At 38.4% G+C, this 15,972-nt stretch carries 14 protein-coding genes; 9 read left to right on the forward strand and 5 right to left on the reverse strand.

Features of this window, described 5'->3' with window-relative positions; translation table 11 throughout:
- Nucleotides 1–10: 10 nt before the first annotated feature.
- Together sleB and DS031_RS13905 are read right to left on the reverse strand one after the other, a co-directional pair.
- Entirely contained in the window at nucleotides 11–706 is a 696-nt protein-coding gene (gene sleB / locus DS031_RS13900; RefSeq protein ID WP_113806671.1) for a spore cortex-lytic enzyme, read from the reverse strand.
- 269 nt (nucleotides 707–975) lie between these two features.
- A complete protein-coding gene (locus DS031_RS13905; RefSeq protein ID WP_181833164.1) occupies nucleotides 976–1,191 on the reverse strand; it encodes a DUF1450 domain-containing protein in 216 nt (71 codons plus the stop codon).
- Between the two features lie 231 nt (nucleotides 1,192–1,422).
- On the opposite strand from DS031_RS13905, the gene hppD reads away from it, so the two are divergent.
- The 8 genes from hppD (at nucleotide 1,423) to DS031_RS13945 (ending at nucleotide 11,558) form a co-directional block, all read left to right on the forward strand.
- Entirely contained in the window at nucleotides 1,423–2,541 is a 1,119-nt protein-coding gene (gene hppD / locus DS031_RS13910; protein ID WP_113806673.1) for a 4-hydroxyphenylpyruvate dioxygenase, read from the forward strand.
- Nucleotides 2,542–2,562: 21 nt separating this feature from the next.
- Complete coding sequence (locus tag DS031_RS13915) at nucleotides 2,563–3,537, forward strand: hypothetical protein (protein WP_245947419.1); 975 nt, start codon at nucleotides 2,563–2,565, stop codon at nucleotides 3,535–3,537.
- A gap of 19 nt (nucleotides 3,538–3,556) precedes the next feature.
- On the forward strand, nucleotides 3,557–4,831 hold the full coding sequence (fahA, locus tag DS031_RS13920) for a fumarylacetoacetase (RefSeq protein ID WP_113806674.1): 1,275 nt from the start codon (nucleotides 3,557–3,559) through the stop codon (nucleotides 4,829–4,831).
- Between the two features lie 45 nt (nucleotides 4,832–4,876).
- Nucleotides 4,877–6,034: a homogentisate 1,2-dioxygenase gene (locus tag DS031_RS13925; protein ID WP_113806675.1), complete on the forward strand. Its 1,158-nt coding sequence runs from the start codon at nucleotides 4,877–4,879 to the stop codon at nucleotides 6,032–6,034.
- Nucleotides 6,035–6,292: 258 nt separating this feature from the next.
- On the forward strand, nucleotides 6,293–7,723 hold the full coding sequence (nhaC, locus tag DS031_RS13930; RefSeq protein ID WP_113806676.1) for a Na+/H+ antiporter NhaC: 1,431 nt from the start codon (nucleotides 6,293–6,295) through the stop codon (nucleotides 7,721–7,723).
- A gap of 23 nt (nucleotides 7,724–7,746) precedes the next feature.
- Nucleotides 7,747–8,904: a Glu/Leu/Phe/Val dehydrogenase dimerization domain-containing protein gene (locus tag DS031_RS13935; protein ID WP_113806677.1), complete on the forward strand. Its 1,158-nt coding sequence runs from the start codon at nucleotides 7,747–7,749 to the stop codon at nucleotides 8,902–8,904.
- Nucleotides 8,905–9,210: 306 nt separating this feature from the next.
- Nucleotides 9,211–10,299: a CdaR family transcriptional regulator gene (locus tag DS031_RS13940; RefSeq protein WP_181833165.1), complete on the forward strand. Its 1,089-nt coding sequence runs from the start codon at nucleotides 9,211–9,213 to the stop codon at nucleotides 10,297–10,299.
- Nucleotides 10,300–10,415: 116 nt separating this feature from the next.
- A complete protein-coding gene (locus tag DS031_RS13945; protein WP_113806679.1) occupies nucleotides 10,416–11,558 on the forward strand; it encodes a glycerate kinase in 1,143 nt (380 codons plus the stop codon).
- Between the two features lie 105 nt (nucleotides 11,559–11,663).
- Here DS031_RS13945 and sdhB read toward each other — a convergent pair whose 3' ends face one another.
- Genes sdhB through DS031_RS13960 form a run of 3 tightly spaced genes read right to left on the reverse strand, consistent with a single transcriptional unit; the run spans nucleotide 11,664 to nucleotide 14,839 of the window.
- Nucleotides 11,664–12,422: a succinate dehydrogenase iron-sulfur subunit gene (gene sdhB / locus DS031_RS13950; protein ID WP_113806680.1), complete on the reverse strand. Its 759-nt coding sequence runs from the start codon at nucleotides 12,420–12,422 to the stop codon at nucleotides 11,664–11,666.
- A gap of 3 nt (nucleotides 12,423–12,425) precedes the next feature.
- Entirely contained in the window at nucleotides 12,426–14,195 is a 1,770-nt protein-coding gene (gene sdhA, locus DS031_RS13955) for a succinate dehydrogenase flavoprotein subunit (protein ID WP_113806681.1), read from the reverse strand.
- Between the two features lie 35 nt (nucleotides 14,196–14,230).
- A complete protein-coding gene (locus tag DS031_RS13960) occupies nucleotides 14,231–14,839 on the reverse strand; it encodes a succinate dehydrogenase cytochrome b558 subunit (RefSeq protein WP_113806682.1) in 609 nt (202 codons plus the stop codon).
- Between the two features lie 188 nt (nucleotides 14,840–15,027).
- Here DS031_RS13960 and DS031_RS13965 point away from each other — a divergent pair, with 188 nt between their 5' ends.
- Complete coding sequence (locus DS031_RS13965; RefSeq protein ID WP_113806683.1) at nucleotides 15,028–15,909, forward strand: LysR family transcriptional regulator; 882 nt, start codon at nucleotides 15,028–15,030, stop codon at nucleotides 15,907–15,909.
- Nucleotides 15,910–15,972: the final 63 nt, after the last annotated feature.

The following is a 15,972-nucleotide window of genomic DNA, read 5'->3' on the forward strand; positions in this document are numbered from 1 at the left end:
ATTTTTTTAGTTAGCGTGTAAAAATATGTTTGCCAATTCGTTTAATTTGCGGACGAGACCAAATCCACTTTGATGTAGCAGTGCTTGGATTAAAGTAAAAAACCGCTCCTCCTGATGGATCCCAGCCGCGAATTGCATGATAAACAGCTTTATATGCCGTGCTGTTTGGTGAATTATAATACTGTCCATCTGAAACTGCTGTAAACGCACCATGTTCAAACAACACACCTGAAACTGAATTAGGAAAATCTTTTGCATCAATTCGATTTAAAATGACAGCGGCAATGGCAACTTGTCCTTCATAAGCTTCCCCGCGCGCTTCTCCGTAAACCATTTGCGCCATCATTTGAATTTCGTTTACTGTAAAACTGTTTGCCCGCAGAACACTTAATGTTTTTGGGCCTACAACACCATCAGCTGATAATCCATAGCTTTTTTGAAAGTTTATGACCGCCATTTTTGTTTGAAAGCCAAATACTCCATCCATTAATCCTTTATAAAAACCGAGCTGCTGCAGTCTATTTTGTACATCCCATACATATCCATATTGGTCACCGTATTGAATAACTGGTGTCGCTGCTTCCACATTTTTTTCTGGTAATGAAACCAGGCCAGTAAAAGCTAGTGAACCTGCTAGAATAATAGTTTTTAAAGTTTTAAACAAATAAAACGCCTCCTTTTCTACTAAAGAGAACACGTTACCCATTATAGGGGGAGATCGCTTCACGTCTCAATAGGAGATAGAAGGAATAAAATTAAAATATTGGAATTTCATTCAACAACCAGATCCTTTAAAAAGATTTATTGCTGGTTTCAATTAATTAGAAAGAGGTCCCTTCACTCTTACAAAAAGATAAGCATACTCTCCTTCTTTCTCTATATAAACAAGTTTTATTAATTCTCTCAACCTACCTCTCCCTCTAATCTTTTTCTCAAAAAACACTTTAAAATTTTTCTACAATATTCGACAACTATCTATTTTGCCTCGATCTTTTTTAACAGTTCTTCATATTTTTCGATGGCAACAGGTGTTTGATTAACCACCGCAAAACTCTCTGTCATACATTGGCCACAGTTTCCTAAACAGTAATCTTCTTCCACAATTATTTCCGGATTTTTTTCCGCGATTTCCTTGATTTCATAGGATCCATTGATATAATTTGAACTGCAAAATTTTACTGTACATGCCATCATGATCTCTCCTTTTTGTGTGCATTATCGAGCTAATTATAGGGTGGAATTTTTGAAAGCGCAAACATTTGAAGTGACGTAAAAACGCTTTAATCTAGTAACGCTTTGGTGTTTTTTAGCTGTAATAGAAGTTTTTGCACAATAATATTTTTTGTTTTATACTGCAAATACAGCAACAAATAAAACGCTTTCATTTAATTTTTTTTGAAACAAACAAAAGGAGGAAATGTTATGAACAAACAACCTGAATTAGAAAAGAGTTTACTAGGAGAAGATTTTTTTAACATAAAAAGTGTGGATTATGTTGAGTTTTACGTTGGAAACGCAAAACAAACAACATTTTACTTATGCAATGGATATGGTTTTCGTCCCCTTGCGTATTCAGGATTAGAAACTGGACAGCGAGATAAAGTTTCTTATGTTCTGCAGCAAAAACAGATTCGTTTTGTCATTACTGGTGCCCTTCAATCCGATCATCCGATTGCTGAGTTTGTAAAACTTCATGGTGATGGGGTAAAAGATATTGCTTTACGTGTAGACAATGTTGAAAAAGCTTATAAAGAAGCAATTTCAAGAGGCGGTATTTCTATTATGGAACCACAAGTTTTAAAAGACGAACATGGAATCGTTAAAAAAGCGATTATTGGAACATACGGCGACACTGTTCACACATTAATTGAGCGAGATGATTATAAAGGTGACTTTTTACCTGGCTATCAAAAAGCTGATTTTGATTTTGGTACTGCAGAAACAGGATTGATTGGCATCGACCATGTTGTCGGAAATGTCGAACATATGGAAGAATGGGTTTCCTACTACGAAAAAGTAATGGGCTTTAAACAAATGCTTCATTTTGATGATGAAGATATTAGCACAGAATACTCTGCTCTTATGTCAAAAGTCATGCATAACGGCGGCAGAATTAAATTTCCTATTAATGAGCCGGCAGACAGCAAACGTAAATCTCAAATCGAGGAATACCTTGATTATTATAATGGTGCAGGCGTACAGCATGTTGCCTTACTAACAAATGATATCGTTTCAACAATTCATGCCTTAAAAGCGAACGGAATAGAGTTCCTTGATACTCCTGATGCTTACTACGATATGCTGACAGAACGTGTAGGCGAAATTGATGAAAGTGTTGAGAAATTACGCGAACTAAAAATTTTAGTAGACCGTGATGATGAAGGATACTTACTGCAAATTTTCACAAAACCAATTATGGATCGTCCAACTGTCTTTTTTGAAATCATTCAGCGTAAAGGCTCTCGAGGTTTTGGAGAAGGAAACTTTAAAGCATTATTTGAATCGATCGAAAAAGAACAAGCACGCCGCGGAAATTTATAAGAGATAAAGGAGAGAAACCATATGAAATTAGATAATAGACTAGCAAATTCGATGCAGCATACTAGTCTATATCCCTTTCTACATCAATTAATTGATTATGCAGGGATGTTTCCACCAACAAATCTTCCTTTAGATGAAGCAATTCATAACTATGCTTCTTATCAGCGTAATCAAGATTCATGGATGCTTGGACCATTTATTATTTCTGAATCACGTTTAGAAGAACTGAATCCATATCTAACATTGTTTTCAAAAGAACAGCCTTTAACTCTTTCAGTCGTTGGAACAAAAACTAGTAATCCAACAGACTATCATAAAAGCTTACAATCCTGCTTAGAAAAGATTGATGGTTTTCGAAAGCGTCATGGCGAAGTTGTTCAAATCACGACGTTAGAAATGCCTTTACCGCCTTATGTTCCAGACATAAATCTATTAGCTATTACTTCTCAAAAAACGATGAAGCTTGGATTACAAATATATTGTGAAGTTCCTATCCCCTTCAATAACGAATGGGAAGAAACATTACTGAAGTCTTTAAATGCAATTGCTGCTCATAACAACGATAATCCATTATCTTTAGGGTTCAAGCTTCGTACCGGCGGGGTAACAGCTGATTCGTTTCCAACACCGAAACAAGTGGCGGCTGCGATAAAAGGATGTCAAGAACGAAATCTTACAATGAAGTTCACCGCTGGGCTTCACCACCCTATTCGAATGTATCGGGAAGAAATCGGCGCAAAAATGCATGGGTTCATCAATGTATTTGTCGCAGGAATGTTAACACATCTTTATCAACTTGATTTGGAAACAATTGAAAATATACTTTCTGATGAAGACGTCAACAGCTTCACCTTTCATTGGGATGAAATTTCTTGGCGTGATTTAAAGCTGACAGGCAGTGAAATAAAGAATCTCCGTCAATCGGCATTACGCTCATACGGATGCTGCAGTTTTAATGAACCGTGTGAGGATATGAAATCATTAAAGATTTTATAAAGTAAAGGAGGCAATATTAATGAAGAAATCGTTTATTGAAGTGAAAGAGAATTCCCACTTCCCGATTCAAAATCTTCCTTATGGGGTATTTTGTCCTAAAACTAGCGGCACTCCGCGTGTTGGTGCGGCGATCGGAGAATTTGTGTTAGATCTTTCTGTTATAGAAGATGCAGGACTTTTCAACATCCCTGAACTGCAGGGAAAAGAAATTTTCAACCAACCTACTCTTAATGCCTTTATGGAAATGGGCCGAAACGTATGGAGTGCCGTTCGAAAAAGAATGCAAACCCTATTAAGTGAGGTTGAGCCAACTCTTCGTGATAATGCTGCTCTTCGTAAGCAAGCATTTTACCTACAAAAAGAGGTTGAGATGCTTTTACCTGTAGATATTGGGGATTATACTGACTTTTACGCTTCAAAAGAGCATGCAATGAATGTAGGAATGATGTTTCGTGGAAAAGAAAATGCCCTAATGCCCAACTGGTTAAACTTACCTGTTGGTTATCACGGACGTGCCAGCTCTATTGTAGTAAGCGGTACAGATGTGCGTCGACCGCTTGGACAAATGAAACCAAAGGAAAGTAATAATCCTACTTTCGGTCCTTCTCTTCGTTTTGATTTTGAATTAGAAATGGGCTGGTTTATCGGTCCGGGCAATGAACTTGGAAAACCGATTTCAGTTGATGAAGCAGAAAATCATATTTTTGGTCTTGCCCTTGTCAATGACTGGAGTGCTCGCGATATTCAAGCATGGGAATATCAGCCGCTCGGACCTTTTCTAGGTAAAAACTTTGCTACCTCGATTTCACCTTGGATTGTTCCATTAGAAGCCTTAGAGCCATTCCGAACAGCCGGTCCTAAACCTGAAGTTGAGCAGCTTCCATATTTGCAGCAATCTCAAAAAAGTTCCTTTGACATTCAATTAGAAGTGCATCTTAAAGGGGAAAAGATGGAGTCACCACAGCGCATTTGTGAAAGTAACTTCCGCCATCTCTACTGGAGCATGGCCCAGCAAATCGCTCATCATACCGTAGGCGGCTGCAATTTACGGACAGGAGACTTACTTGCTTCGGGGACGATCAGCGGTCCAACTCCTGAAGCACGCGGGAGTTTATTGGAACTAACATGGGGCGGCACTGAACCTCTTCAAATGAATAATGGCGAACAGCGCAATTGGTTAGAAGATGGTGATGAATTAACGCTTACCGCTTGGTGTCAAGGCGACGGCTACCGGATCGGATTTGGTGAAGTAACCGGATGTGTGCTGCCGGCACTCGAATACTCGAAAGCTTAAAAAATAACTCGTTTTCTATTATTCTACCATGCAGGAGGTATTATTATGCCGTTTTATAAAAAAATGGGAAGCATCCCTAGAAAAAGACATACCGTGTTTCGCAAAGAAGATGGCTCGCTTTACCGCGAGCAGGTAATGGGCACAAAAGGATTCTCAGGGATGCAGTCAATTCTTTATCATCATGATGCACCGACAGAAATTGTTAAATCGGAGCTGTATGAGAACTGTCACCTGGAATATGAAGAGCAAACAGATTTATGTCACCGTCATTTTCAAATGAATCAAGAAACGAAACATGGCGATGCTGTTAGCGCAAGACAGTTCGTGCTTGGCAATGATGATTTAATCATCGGAGTTGCAAAAATAACAGAAACTATGGACTATTACTACCGAAACGGTGACGGTGATGAGCTTCTTTTTGTCCATTATGGCAGCGGAAAAATTGAAAGCATGTTCGGAACAATTACATATGAACCAGGAGACTATATTATCATTCCAATTGGAACGATTTATCGAGTGGTACCGAGTGATGAGGAAACTAAGTTTCTTGTTATTGAAACGAACAGTTGGATTACGACACCAAAGCGCTACCGAAATGCGCACGGTCAGCTGCTTGAACATAGTCCATTCTGTGAACGAGATATTTTTGGACCAGAGAAACTTGAAACCTTTTCAGAAAAAGGCAGCTTTGAAGTACGAACAAAATCAAGAGGATTTCTTCATTCTCATTTCTTAAGTCACCATCCATTGAATGTGGAAGGATGGGATGGCTATTTGTATCCATGGAAAATTAATATTCGAGATTTTGAACCGATCACAGGCAGAATTCATATGCCGCCACCCATTCATCAAATGTTTGAAGGAAATAATTTTGTGGTTTGCTCTTTTGTACCGAGAATGTATGATTACCATCCTGAGTCAATTCCGGCACCTTACTATCACAGCAATGTTGATAGCGATGAAGTCCTTTATTATGTAGAAGGTAATTTTATGAGTCGAAAAGGAATCAATGAAGGCTCGCTTACTTTACACCCTTCTGGCATTCCGCACGGACCACATCCTGGAACAATTGAAGCGAGTATTGGTAAAAAAGAAACATTAGAATTAGCAGTGATGATTGACACATTTAGACCACTGAAAGTTGTAAAACAAGCTCATGCTCTAGAAGACTCTAAGTATAAATACAGTTGGGCTCCAAAATAAGTTTCATTGTTTCCATCTATTCAACATCCATATTCCATTTCAAACTAAAAAGTGCCACCTAATCAAATTAGGTGGCCAAAAAGAAAGTTAACCTACATTAAAAATATCATGTAAAAATAAAAGCATCAAATAAATCACCTCCGTTTTATTACAACTAGAAAGTACGGACTGTCTGCGGCTATTTGTAAGCGTTTTTTGACAAGAAATAATTTTACCTTTAAAGCAACATTCTTATAAAGATGATAAAGGAGAAAATATATGAAAAAACCTTCATTTCTAGCTTCATCTGTCATTGTACTACTTGTTATTGCATTATTAGGTGTAAGCATTCTTCATTATGGCGTTGCCCCTCATATTCCAATTGTCGTCGCAGCGATTTTGGTTTCATGTTATGGTCTTATGTTAGGTCACAAATGGAAAGAGTTAGAAGATGCAATGGCAAAAGGAATTTTTTACGGCCTGCCATCAATCTTAATTCTTTGTTTGATTGGAATATTAATCGGTGTATGGGTTTTAAATGGCACCGTTCAAACGATAACGTACTATGGTTTACATACGTTATCGCCTGACTTTTTCTTAATGTCAGCAGTCGTCATTTGTGCGATTGTCTCGATTTTCTGCGGCAGTTCATGGAGTACGATCAGTACGATTGGGATTGCCTTAATGGGTGTTGCCTATGCTCTAGGAATCTCTCCGGCAATAACAGCGGGTGCGATTGTTTCAGGTGCTATTTTTGGAGATAAAATTTCTCCTCTTTCAGATACTACGAATCTGGCGGCTGCAACAGCAAAAGTAAATATTTATGAACATATTAAACATATGTTATGGACAACGGTTCCAAGTTTTATTATTACGTTAGCGATTTTTACTGGGATTGGCTTATTTCTCGATAAAGGTGAGGCTGATAGTCAGCAGGTCGATACTATTATTAATGTGCTAAATAAAGAGTTTATGATTACGCCGATTACACTTCTATCACCATTATTAATTATTATTTTAGCTGTAAAACGTGTAAGACCTATTCCATCACTTGTCATTGGTTTAATGGTAGCAGTCTTAACAACTTTCTATACTGTTCCAAACGTATCACTTGGAACGATTATGGCAACCGCACATTTTGGCTATGTAGCAGAAACAGGTGTAGAAGCAATTGATCAATTACTTTCACTTGGCGGGTTGAGCAGTATGTTATTTGGGGTTTCCCTTATTTTAGTATCCCTTTCCTTCGGGGGAATCGTCCAGCAAGTTGGAATCGCCCACTCTATTATCGAAGGAATTCAAAATATGTTAAAAAGCAGAGGAAATGTCATTACATCAACCATCTTCTCCTGCCTCGGCATTAACTTAACGGTTGGTGAACAATATTTATCAATTATTTTACCTGGGCAGCTTTTTGAATCCGCTTATAAAAAGGTAAAGCTTCACCCTAAAAATTTATCAAGAACATTAGAAGATGCCGGCACAATCATTCACCCAATGATTCCATGGGGCGTAACGGGCGCGTTTATTATGTCGACATTGAATATCGGCATGGAATATGTTCCATTTGTTTTCATTAGTATGGTCACACCAATCGTTGCCATGATCTATGGTTATACCGGCATTGGACTAGCACCTTTACAAGAAGAAGAAGAAATAGAAGCAGGTGAAAGCACAAGTGAACTAACAAGAAATGTAATGGAAGGTTAATAACTTACTAGGGGGAATTTAAAATGAAAACAACATTACCAACAAAAACAACAACAATTCAATCAGCAGATACATTTGACATGTTTGCAAAAATTCAAGAACATGAACAAGTATTATTTTGCAATGACCCGACAACAGGATTAAAAGCGATTATTGCGATTCATAGCACAACTCTCGGTCCAGCATTAGGCGGCACAAGAATGAGACCTTATGACACATTTGAAGAAGCATTAGAAGATGCACTCCGCTTATCAAAAGGAATGACCTATAAAAACGCGGCAGCAGATAATGACTTTGGCGGCGGTAAAGGCGTTATTATCGGTGATCCAACGAAAGATAAATCACCAGAACTTTTCCGCGCATACGGACAATTTATTGATTCCTTAAATGGCCGCTTTTATACAGGAACAGATATGGGCACGGTGCTGGATGATTTCGTTCATGCCCATAAAGAAACGAACTGCATTGCCGGCTTACCGGAAGAATACGGCGGCGGCGGTGAAACATCAATTCCTACAGCGCTTGGCATTTTATACAGCATTCAAGCTGTTGCCAACACATTATGGGGTCACGAAAATTTAACTGGAAAACGATTTGCTGTGCAGGGATTAGGGAAAGTTGGTTTTAAAGTAGCAGAACATTTACTCGAACAAGGCGCTGATTTATACGTAACAGATGTTTCTGACGAAGCCGTAAAAACAATTATAGAAAAAGCGAAAAAAATGGGCGGAAAAGCTGTCGCTGTAAAAGGCGAGGAAATCTATAGAAGTGATGCGGATCTATTCGTTCCTTGTGCGATTGGCGGCATTATTAATGATCAAACAATCGAGCAGTTAAAAGTAAAAGGAATTGCGGGTGCAGCAAACAACCAGCTCCTTCATGAAAGCCATGCCAAAGTGTTAAAAGAAAAAGGCATCCTTTATGCACCGGATTATATCGTAAACAGCGGCGGCGCCATTCAAGTAGCTGATGAATTATACGGACCTAATAAAAAACGCGTGCTTAGTAAAACGAAAAACATTTACCGCTCGATTCTTGAAGTACTTCAGCAGTCAGAAACGAAAAACATTACAACAGTAGAAGCAGCAAACTTAATTTGTGAAGAAAGATTGAATGCAAGAAAAATAAGAGACAGCTTCTTCTCTCCAAAAAAACGTCCGAAGTGGGATGTTCGTCATTAATAAATATAGTATGAATAAAAGCGATTGACTTTGTAAACAGTCAATCGCTTTTATTGATCACTTTTAGAACAAGCCGGGATAAAAATTGAAAACTTTTTATTCTCTTTCATCTAAAAGTAACATTAACTAAAAATCTGGATTTTTAGTTAATGTTACTCCCAAAGTCTCGTACTCTTCTCATTGCAATTCCTCTAAAAATCATTAATAATTCATTATATCAAATACAAAAGCGTTTCATCCCAAAGTCTATTTAGAAATCAAATCACTAAAGCTCAAAAACTTAACTTATTGTAAAGGGTGTCAAAATTGAAAGAAACGTTTCAAATTAGTGACTCATTAGCACAGACAATTGTGGAAGCGGCCAAAGAAGTGATTGGGAAAGATATAAATTTTATAAATCTCGATGGGAAAATTATTGCGAGTACGAATGTAGAACGTCTCGGAACATATCATGAAGCTGCTGTTCACGCACAAAAAGATCGAAATACAATAGAAGTTTTTGAAGATGATACCTTTAAAGGCGCTCAACAAGGGATTAACTATCCGGTCGTGATTAATGAAAAACTGTTCTGTATTATTGGAATCTCCGGCGATCCAAAAGAATGCCATTCACTTGGATTCCTTCTCACAAAAATTACAGAAGTATTCATTAAAGAACAAATGATTTCAACAATCAATCATTCTTTAGATGAGCTTCGTTCTTCTATTACCCGGATGCTGATTTTTAACGAAGAAAACAAGACGCTTTCTATGAAAGAACAACTCGAACAGCTTCACTATGAGTTAGAAGATCGAGCGTTTGTTGTTATTATCCATAGGCACGGATTTAACAATTCAACTTCTTTGCCAATTAACATCCCTGATTTTTTAATGAAACATCACATTCAGCTGTACACCTATTTATTTCCGAATCAATATATCCTAATTATTAATAAATCTCAATATAAAACAAGTTTAAAGCTTTTTACTTTTCAATTTAATAGGTTCAAAGCTAATTTTTCAATTGGTGTTGGCAGTCTTCATTCTTTAGAACAATTAGACACCTCATATAAACATGCAAAACTAGCTTTAAAAGCAGCCCTTTCAAAAAAAGCACTGCTCTGTGAATATGTGAAGTTAGATTTTGAAGCAATGTTAGAAACGATTGATTTCTCTGTAAAAAAAGATTATGTAAAAAAGCTGATCAGCACACTTTCTGAAGATGAAATATCCTTACTAAAGGCTTACTATAAATCAAATTTATCACTAAAGCAGACAGCTGAAACGTTATTTATTCATAAAAATACACTGCAGTACCGCCTTGATAAAATTGCTCATAAAACGAACTTAAATCCGCGTGATTATCATGATTCTGTAAAACTTTATGTTGCTTTGCTGCTTCAAGATAATCAATAATATTTTTCAAGTTTTTGTTATCTAGAACAAACTTTTATACAAAAATTTGTTACGTCTTCTATTACTTATTTCGTTCTCTTTTTCTATAATGAAAAGTAACTAAAGGGGGCGAAATTATGAAGGTGGTTATTGCGATTGATTCATTTAAAGGAAGTATTTCTTCTAATGATGCCGCTAAAGCGATTTCATCCGGCATTCAAGATGTATATAGTGAAGCGGAGATTATCAGCATTCCGCTTGCTGACGGCGGTGAAGGAACAGTTGAAGCGTTAGTTGAAGCAGCAAACGGTAAATTTATTACAAAAGAAATAACAGGTCCTTTACATGAAAAAGTAAATGCTGTATATGGACTTTTAGGCGATAATGAGACAGCCGTTATTGAAGTGGCTGCCGCATGCGGACTGCCGCTTATTGCAAGCGACAAACGAAATCCTCTTCTCACCACAACATTTGGTGTTGGCGAATTAATAAAGGATGCGGTTAATAAAGGCTGCCGTAAGTTTGTAATCGGCCTTGGCGGCAGTTCTACAAACGATGCAGGTGTTGGTATGCTGCAGGCGTTAGGATTTCGCTTTTTAGATCAACACGGTGAAGAAGTTGGTACTGGCGGACAAGCTCTAAATAAAGTTATTTCGATTGACCTTAAGAGTATTCTTCCTCAATTAAAAGATTGTACGTTTCGGGTTGCCTGTGATGTGAATAACCTTCTTCATGGCACAAACGGGGCGGCTTACATTTTCGGCCCGCAAAAAGGCGCAACCATCGATATTGTTGAAGAACTGGATAATGGGCTGAAGCATTTTGCTGACGTTGTCTATCAAGAACTCGGAAAAGATATTCACAATATTAGTGGTGCTGGTGCAGCAGGTGGCCTCGGGGCAGCATTTACCGGCTTTTTAAATGCTTCTCTTCAGTCTGGTATTGAGCTTATTTTAGATATTGTAGAAATGGAAAAGAAAATGGAAAATGCTGATTTTGTTATTACTGGTGAAGGAAAATTAGACGGGCAAACATCAATGGGAAAAGCTCCTTTAGGTGTTAGTCAACTAGCAGCAAAACAAGAAATCCCTGTTATTGCCCTTGCTGGAGCTGTTACGAAGGAAACCGAACAATTAAATGAACAAGGCATCACTTCTTATTTCTCAATTATGAATGAACCAATGAGTTTAGAAGAAGCAATGAATTCAGAAACAGCTTTTCATAATTTAAGAGTAACTGCTAAACAATTATTTCAATTAATTAACGCGGTGCAAAAATAATAGATGATAACCTAATAAACATAAAGAGAGGAAACACAGCTGTGTCTCCTCTCTTTCCCTTATATAACCATTGCTAAATTTTTCCTGACCAACATTTTTATTTAATTATCTATCACTGCCGAAGAAGTTTTTAAATGACTGTAATGTTGTTTGACGGTTTAATGCTGCAATTGATGTTGTTAATGGAATTCCTTTTGGACAAGACTGCACACAGTTTTGCGAGTTGCCGCAGTTGGCAAGTCCGCCCTCTTCCATTAATGCGTTTAAGCGCTCTTCTTTATGCATTGCACCAGTTGGGTGTGTGTTAAATAAACGTGCTTGTGAAAGCGGAGCTGGTCCAATGAAATCAGAACGATCGTTCACATTCGGACATGCTTCAAGACAAACACCGCACGTCATACATTTTGATAATTCATATGCCCACTGACGTTTCGTTTCCGGCATACGCGGTCCTGGTCCAAGATCGTACGTGCCGTCAATTGGAATCCACGCTTTTACTTTCTTTAAGGCATCAAACATGCGGCTTCGATCGACAACTAAATCACGCACAACTGGAAACGTGCTCATCGGCTCAAGGCGAATCGGCTGTTCGAGTTGGTCAACAAGTGCTGTACAGGATTGACGCGGTTTGCCGTTAATCACCATTGAACAAGCACCGCACACTTCTTCAAGACAGTTCATATCCCATTGAATCGGTGTTGTTTTTTCGCCTTTATTATTAACAGGATTGCGGCGAATTTCCATTAACGCTGAAATCACATTCATATTTTTGCGATATGGAATTTCAAATGTCTCTTGATAAGATGACGCTTCAGCGCTGTCTTGACGTTTTATAATAAAGGTAATCTTTTTTTGTTCACTCATCTGTTATTTCACCCCTGCTGCTTGAGATTTTTTCGTATAGTCACGCTTTCGAGGTTGAATTAATGATGTATCGACTTCTTCATATGAAAATTCCGGTGCATTTTTCTCTGTGTTAAAAGAAGCCAGCGTTGTTTTTAACCACTCTTCGTCATTACGGTCTGGGAAATCAGGTTTGTAATGGGCACCGCGGCTTTCATTTCGGTTATAAGCACCAAGCGTAATCACTCGTCCTAACTGAAGCATACTCCAAAGCTGACGCGTAAAACTTGGGCCTTGGTTGCTCCACTTCGATGTATCATTAATGTTAATCTTTTTGTAGCGCTCCATTAATTCTTGAATCTTTGCATCTGTCTCAAGAAGCTTATCATTATAACGCACAACCGTTACGTTATCAGTCATCCACTCGCCAAGCTCTTTATGAAGCGCATAAGCATTTTCACTGCCGTCCATTGCCATAATGTTATTAAGTTTTTCCTGCTCATTTTTTTGATGACGTTCAAACACTGTACTCGAAATATCGTCACTTGATTTTTCAAGTCCTTTAATATACTGCACTGCATTCGGTCCGGCCACCATGCCGCCGTAAATCGCAGAAAGCAGTGAATTCGCTCCTAAGCGGTTTGCTCCGTGCTGTGAATAATCACACTCACCTGCTGCAAAAAGTCCTGGGATATTTGTCATTTGATTATAATCAATCCACATACCGCCCATTGAATAGTGAACAGCAGGGAAAATCTTCATCGGTACTTTACGTGGATCTTCACCAACAAACTTCTCATAAATTTCAATGATTCCGCCAAGCTTAATATCAAGCTCTTTTGGATCTTTATGGGAAAGATCTAAATACACCATATTTTCACCGTTAATGCCGTGTTTTTGTCTTACACAAACATCAAAAATTTCACGTGTAGCAATATCACGAGGCACCAAATTCCCATAGGCCGGATACTTTTCTTCAAGGAAATACCACGGTTTTCCGTCTTTATACGTCCAAACGCGGCCGCCTTCACCACGCGCTGACTCACTCATCAGACGAAGCTTATCATCACCTGGAATGGCGGTTGGGTGAATTTGAATAAATTCTCCGTTTGCATATTTTACACCTTGCTGATAAAGCGCTCCGGCAGCTGCACCTGTATTAATAACAGAATTTGTTGATTTTCCGAAAATAATTCCAGGACCGCCTGTTGCCATAATAACCGCATCAGCTGCAAATGATTTAATTTCTGTCGTTTTTAAATCCTGCGCGGTAATCCCACGGCAGGTGCCTTCATCATCGACAACTGCTGAAAGAAATTCCCAGCCCTCATACTTCGTTACAAGCCCTGACACTTCATGACGGCGCACCTGCTCATCGAGCGCATATAATAATTGCTGTCCTGTTGTCGCCCCGGCAAAGGCGGTACGGTGGTGCTGTGTTCCACCAAAGCGCCGGAAATCAAGAAGTCCTTCTGGGGTACGATTAAACATTACACCCATCCGGTCCATTAAATGAATAATTCCAGGTGCCGCTTCACACATCGCTTTTACTGGCGGTTGGTTCGCTAGGAAATCACCGCCGTAAACTGTATCGTCAAAGTGAATCCATGGGGAATCTCCTTCACCTTTCGTATTAACCGCACCGTTAATGCCGCCCTGCGCACATACAGAGTGCGAACGTTTTACAGGTACAACAGAAAATAATTCAACACTTACACCTGCTTCTGCTGCTTTAATTGTTGCCATTAAGCCCGCTAAGCCACCGCCGACAACAATGATTTTTTCTTTGCTCATCATCCTGTCCTCCTTTAAAAACTAGTTAGTAGTATTTAAATAAATGCGAAAATAGATCGAATTCCTACGATAGAAAGTGCAATGAAAATAACCATTGTTACATAGGAAAATAGTTTTTGAGATCGAGGTGTTACTGTAAGACCCCAGCTAACAAAGAAAGACCAAAGGCCATTTGAAAAGTGGAAAATAACCGAAATAACACCGATAAGATATAACACAACAGCAACCGGACTCGCTAAAATATCTGCCATCATATTATAGTTAACGTCTGCGCCAAACTGCGCTTGTACACGCGTTTGCCATACATGCCATGTAATAAAAATAAGTGCAACAATACCTGTTATGCGTTGAAGTAAAAACATCAGATTACGGAAATACCCGTATCGACTTACATTGTTTTTCGCTTGGAAGGAGATGTATACGCCATAAATACCATGAAATAAAAGCGGAAGAAAAATAACTAATGTTTCAAGCACATAACGAAACGGTAAAGTTTCCATAAAATGTGCCGCCGTATTAAACGCTTCTTCTCCTTTTGTAGCAAAATGGTTTACTACTAAGTGTTGAATCAAAAAGACTCCTAGTGGAATTACCCCTAATAATGAATGAAGCTTTCGACTTACATAATCGCGACTTGCAGCCATTTGTTTAGTTGCCCCCTTTATGAACAATAAGTGTCATTATAATAGAAAATAGTTCCTTCCTTAATATAAAATCGCTTTCACTATTAATGATACGGTTGACAAATGATGATGTCTAATTTATTATTTGCATAGTTTTCATGCATTTTAGTTATATATCTTTTATTGGGTAGAAAAGAGGTCAATTATTAATGGAATGGCAGCAGCTCGAATATTTTCAAGTCGTCGCTCGTTTGCAGCATATTACCCGGGCAGCAGAAACAATCTCCATCTCTCAGCCTGCCCTCAGTCGTTCGATTGCTAAATTAGAAGCTGAATTGGGTGTTCCTTTATTTGAGCGAGAAGGTCGTACAATTATGCTAAATCGTTATGGGGAACTGTTCCTGAAACGAGTTAACCGAATTACGAAAGAACTCCAAGAAGGAAAGCAGGAAATTCAAGATTTACTTGACCCTGATTTTGGGGAAGTTTCATTTGGCTTTATGCCAACACTCGGCACTTATCTTATTCCTAACTTAATTAGCTCGTTTCGTTCTGATTATCCTCAAGTTAACTTCCGATTGAAACAAAATAGCACGGATTTGCTGTTGAAACAGCTGGAAGCAAATGAGATTGATTTCTGTCTCGTTTCTTTCATAGAAGAAAGTACAAAAGTGAACTGGAAAAAGTTATGGAGTGAAGAGTTATTTTTAATTGTTCCTGCTGATCATCATTTAGCAAACATGGGAAGCATTACACTGCAAGAAATCTCTAATGAACCGTTCGTTCTTTTAGAAAAAGGAAATGGTCTTCGCGGTATTACTGATCAGCTGTTTGAAGAAGCGGGAATAAATCCGAAAATAACCTTTGAAGGCGAGGAAGTACATACGATTACAGCATTTGTCGCAGCTGGTCTTGGCGTTACTGTCATCCCTGATTTTAAAGGTGTGGATTGGGAAAAAGTCTCACGCATCCGTATCGATTCACCAAATTGCAAACGAGCCATTGGACTGGCATGGGTGGAAGATCGCTATTTATCACCAACTGCAAAACGTTTTCAGCAGTTTATTATTAATTACTTTACAAATAAATAATCCCCCCTGCTTATAATTGAAGCAGGGGTTTTTCTAATGACCCTAAATTATTCGGAAAAATGC

It is taken from the genome of Bacillus taeanensis, assembly GCF_003318295.1.
Classification (GTDB): domain Bacteria; phylum Bacillota; class Bacilli; order Bacillales; family UBA6769; genus Maribacillus; species Maribacillus taeanensis.

Coding starts and splice junctions, on each gene's coding strand:
- sleB (WP_113806671.1), bottom strand. CDS start 706: ATGGGTAACGTGTTCTCTTTAGTAGAAAAGGAGGCGTTTTATTTGTTT.
- DS031_RS13905 (WP_181833164.1), bottom strand. CDS start 1,191: ATGGCATGTACAGTAAAATTTTGCAGTTCAAATTATATCAATGGATCC.
- hppD (WP_113806673.1), top strand. CDS start 1,423: ATGAACAAACAACCTGAATTAGAAAAGAGTTTACTAGGAGAAGATTTT.
- DS031_RS13915 (WP_245947419.1), top strand. CDS start 2,563: ATGAAATTAGATAATAGACTAGCAAATTCGATGCAGCATACTAGTCTA.
- fahA (WP_113806674.1), top strand. CDS start 3,557: ATGAAGAAATCGTTTATTGAAGTGAAAGAGAATTCCCACTTCCCGATT.
- DS031_RS13925 (WP_113806675.1), top strand. CDS start 4,877: ATGCCGTTTTATAAAAAAATGGGAAGCATCCCTAGAAAAAGACATACC.
- nhaC (WP_113806676.1), top strand. CDS start 6,293: ATGAAAAAACCTTCATTTCTAGCTTCATCTGTCATTGTACTACTTGTT.
- DS031_RS13935 (WP_113806677.1), top strand. CDS start 7,747: ATGAAAACAACATTACCAACAAAAACAACAACAATTCAATCAGCAGAT.
- DS031_RS13945 (WP_113806679.1), top strand. CDS start 10,416: ATGAAGGTGGTTATTGCGATTGATTCATTTAAAGGAAGTATTTCTTCT.
- sdhB (WP_113806680.1), bottom strand. CDS start 12,422: ATGAGTGAACAAAAAAAGATTACCTTTATTATAAAACGTCAAGACAGC.
- sdhA (WP_113806681.1), bottom strand. CDS start 14,195: ATGAGCAAAGAAAAAATCATTGTTGTCGGCGGTGGCTTAGCGGGCTTA.
- DS031_RS13960 (WP_113806682.1), bottom strand. CDS start 14,839: ATGGCTGCAAGTCGCGATTATGTAAGTCGAAAGCTTCATTCATTATTA.
- DS031_RS13965 (WP_113806683.1), top strand. CDS start 15,028: ATGGAATGGCAGCAGCTCGAATATTTTCAAGTCGTCGCTCGTTTGCAG.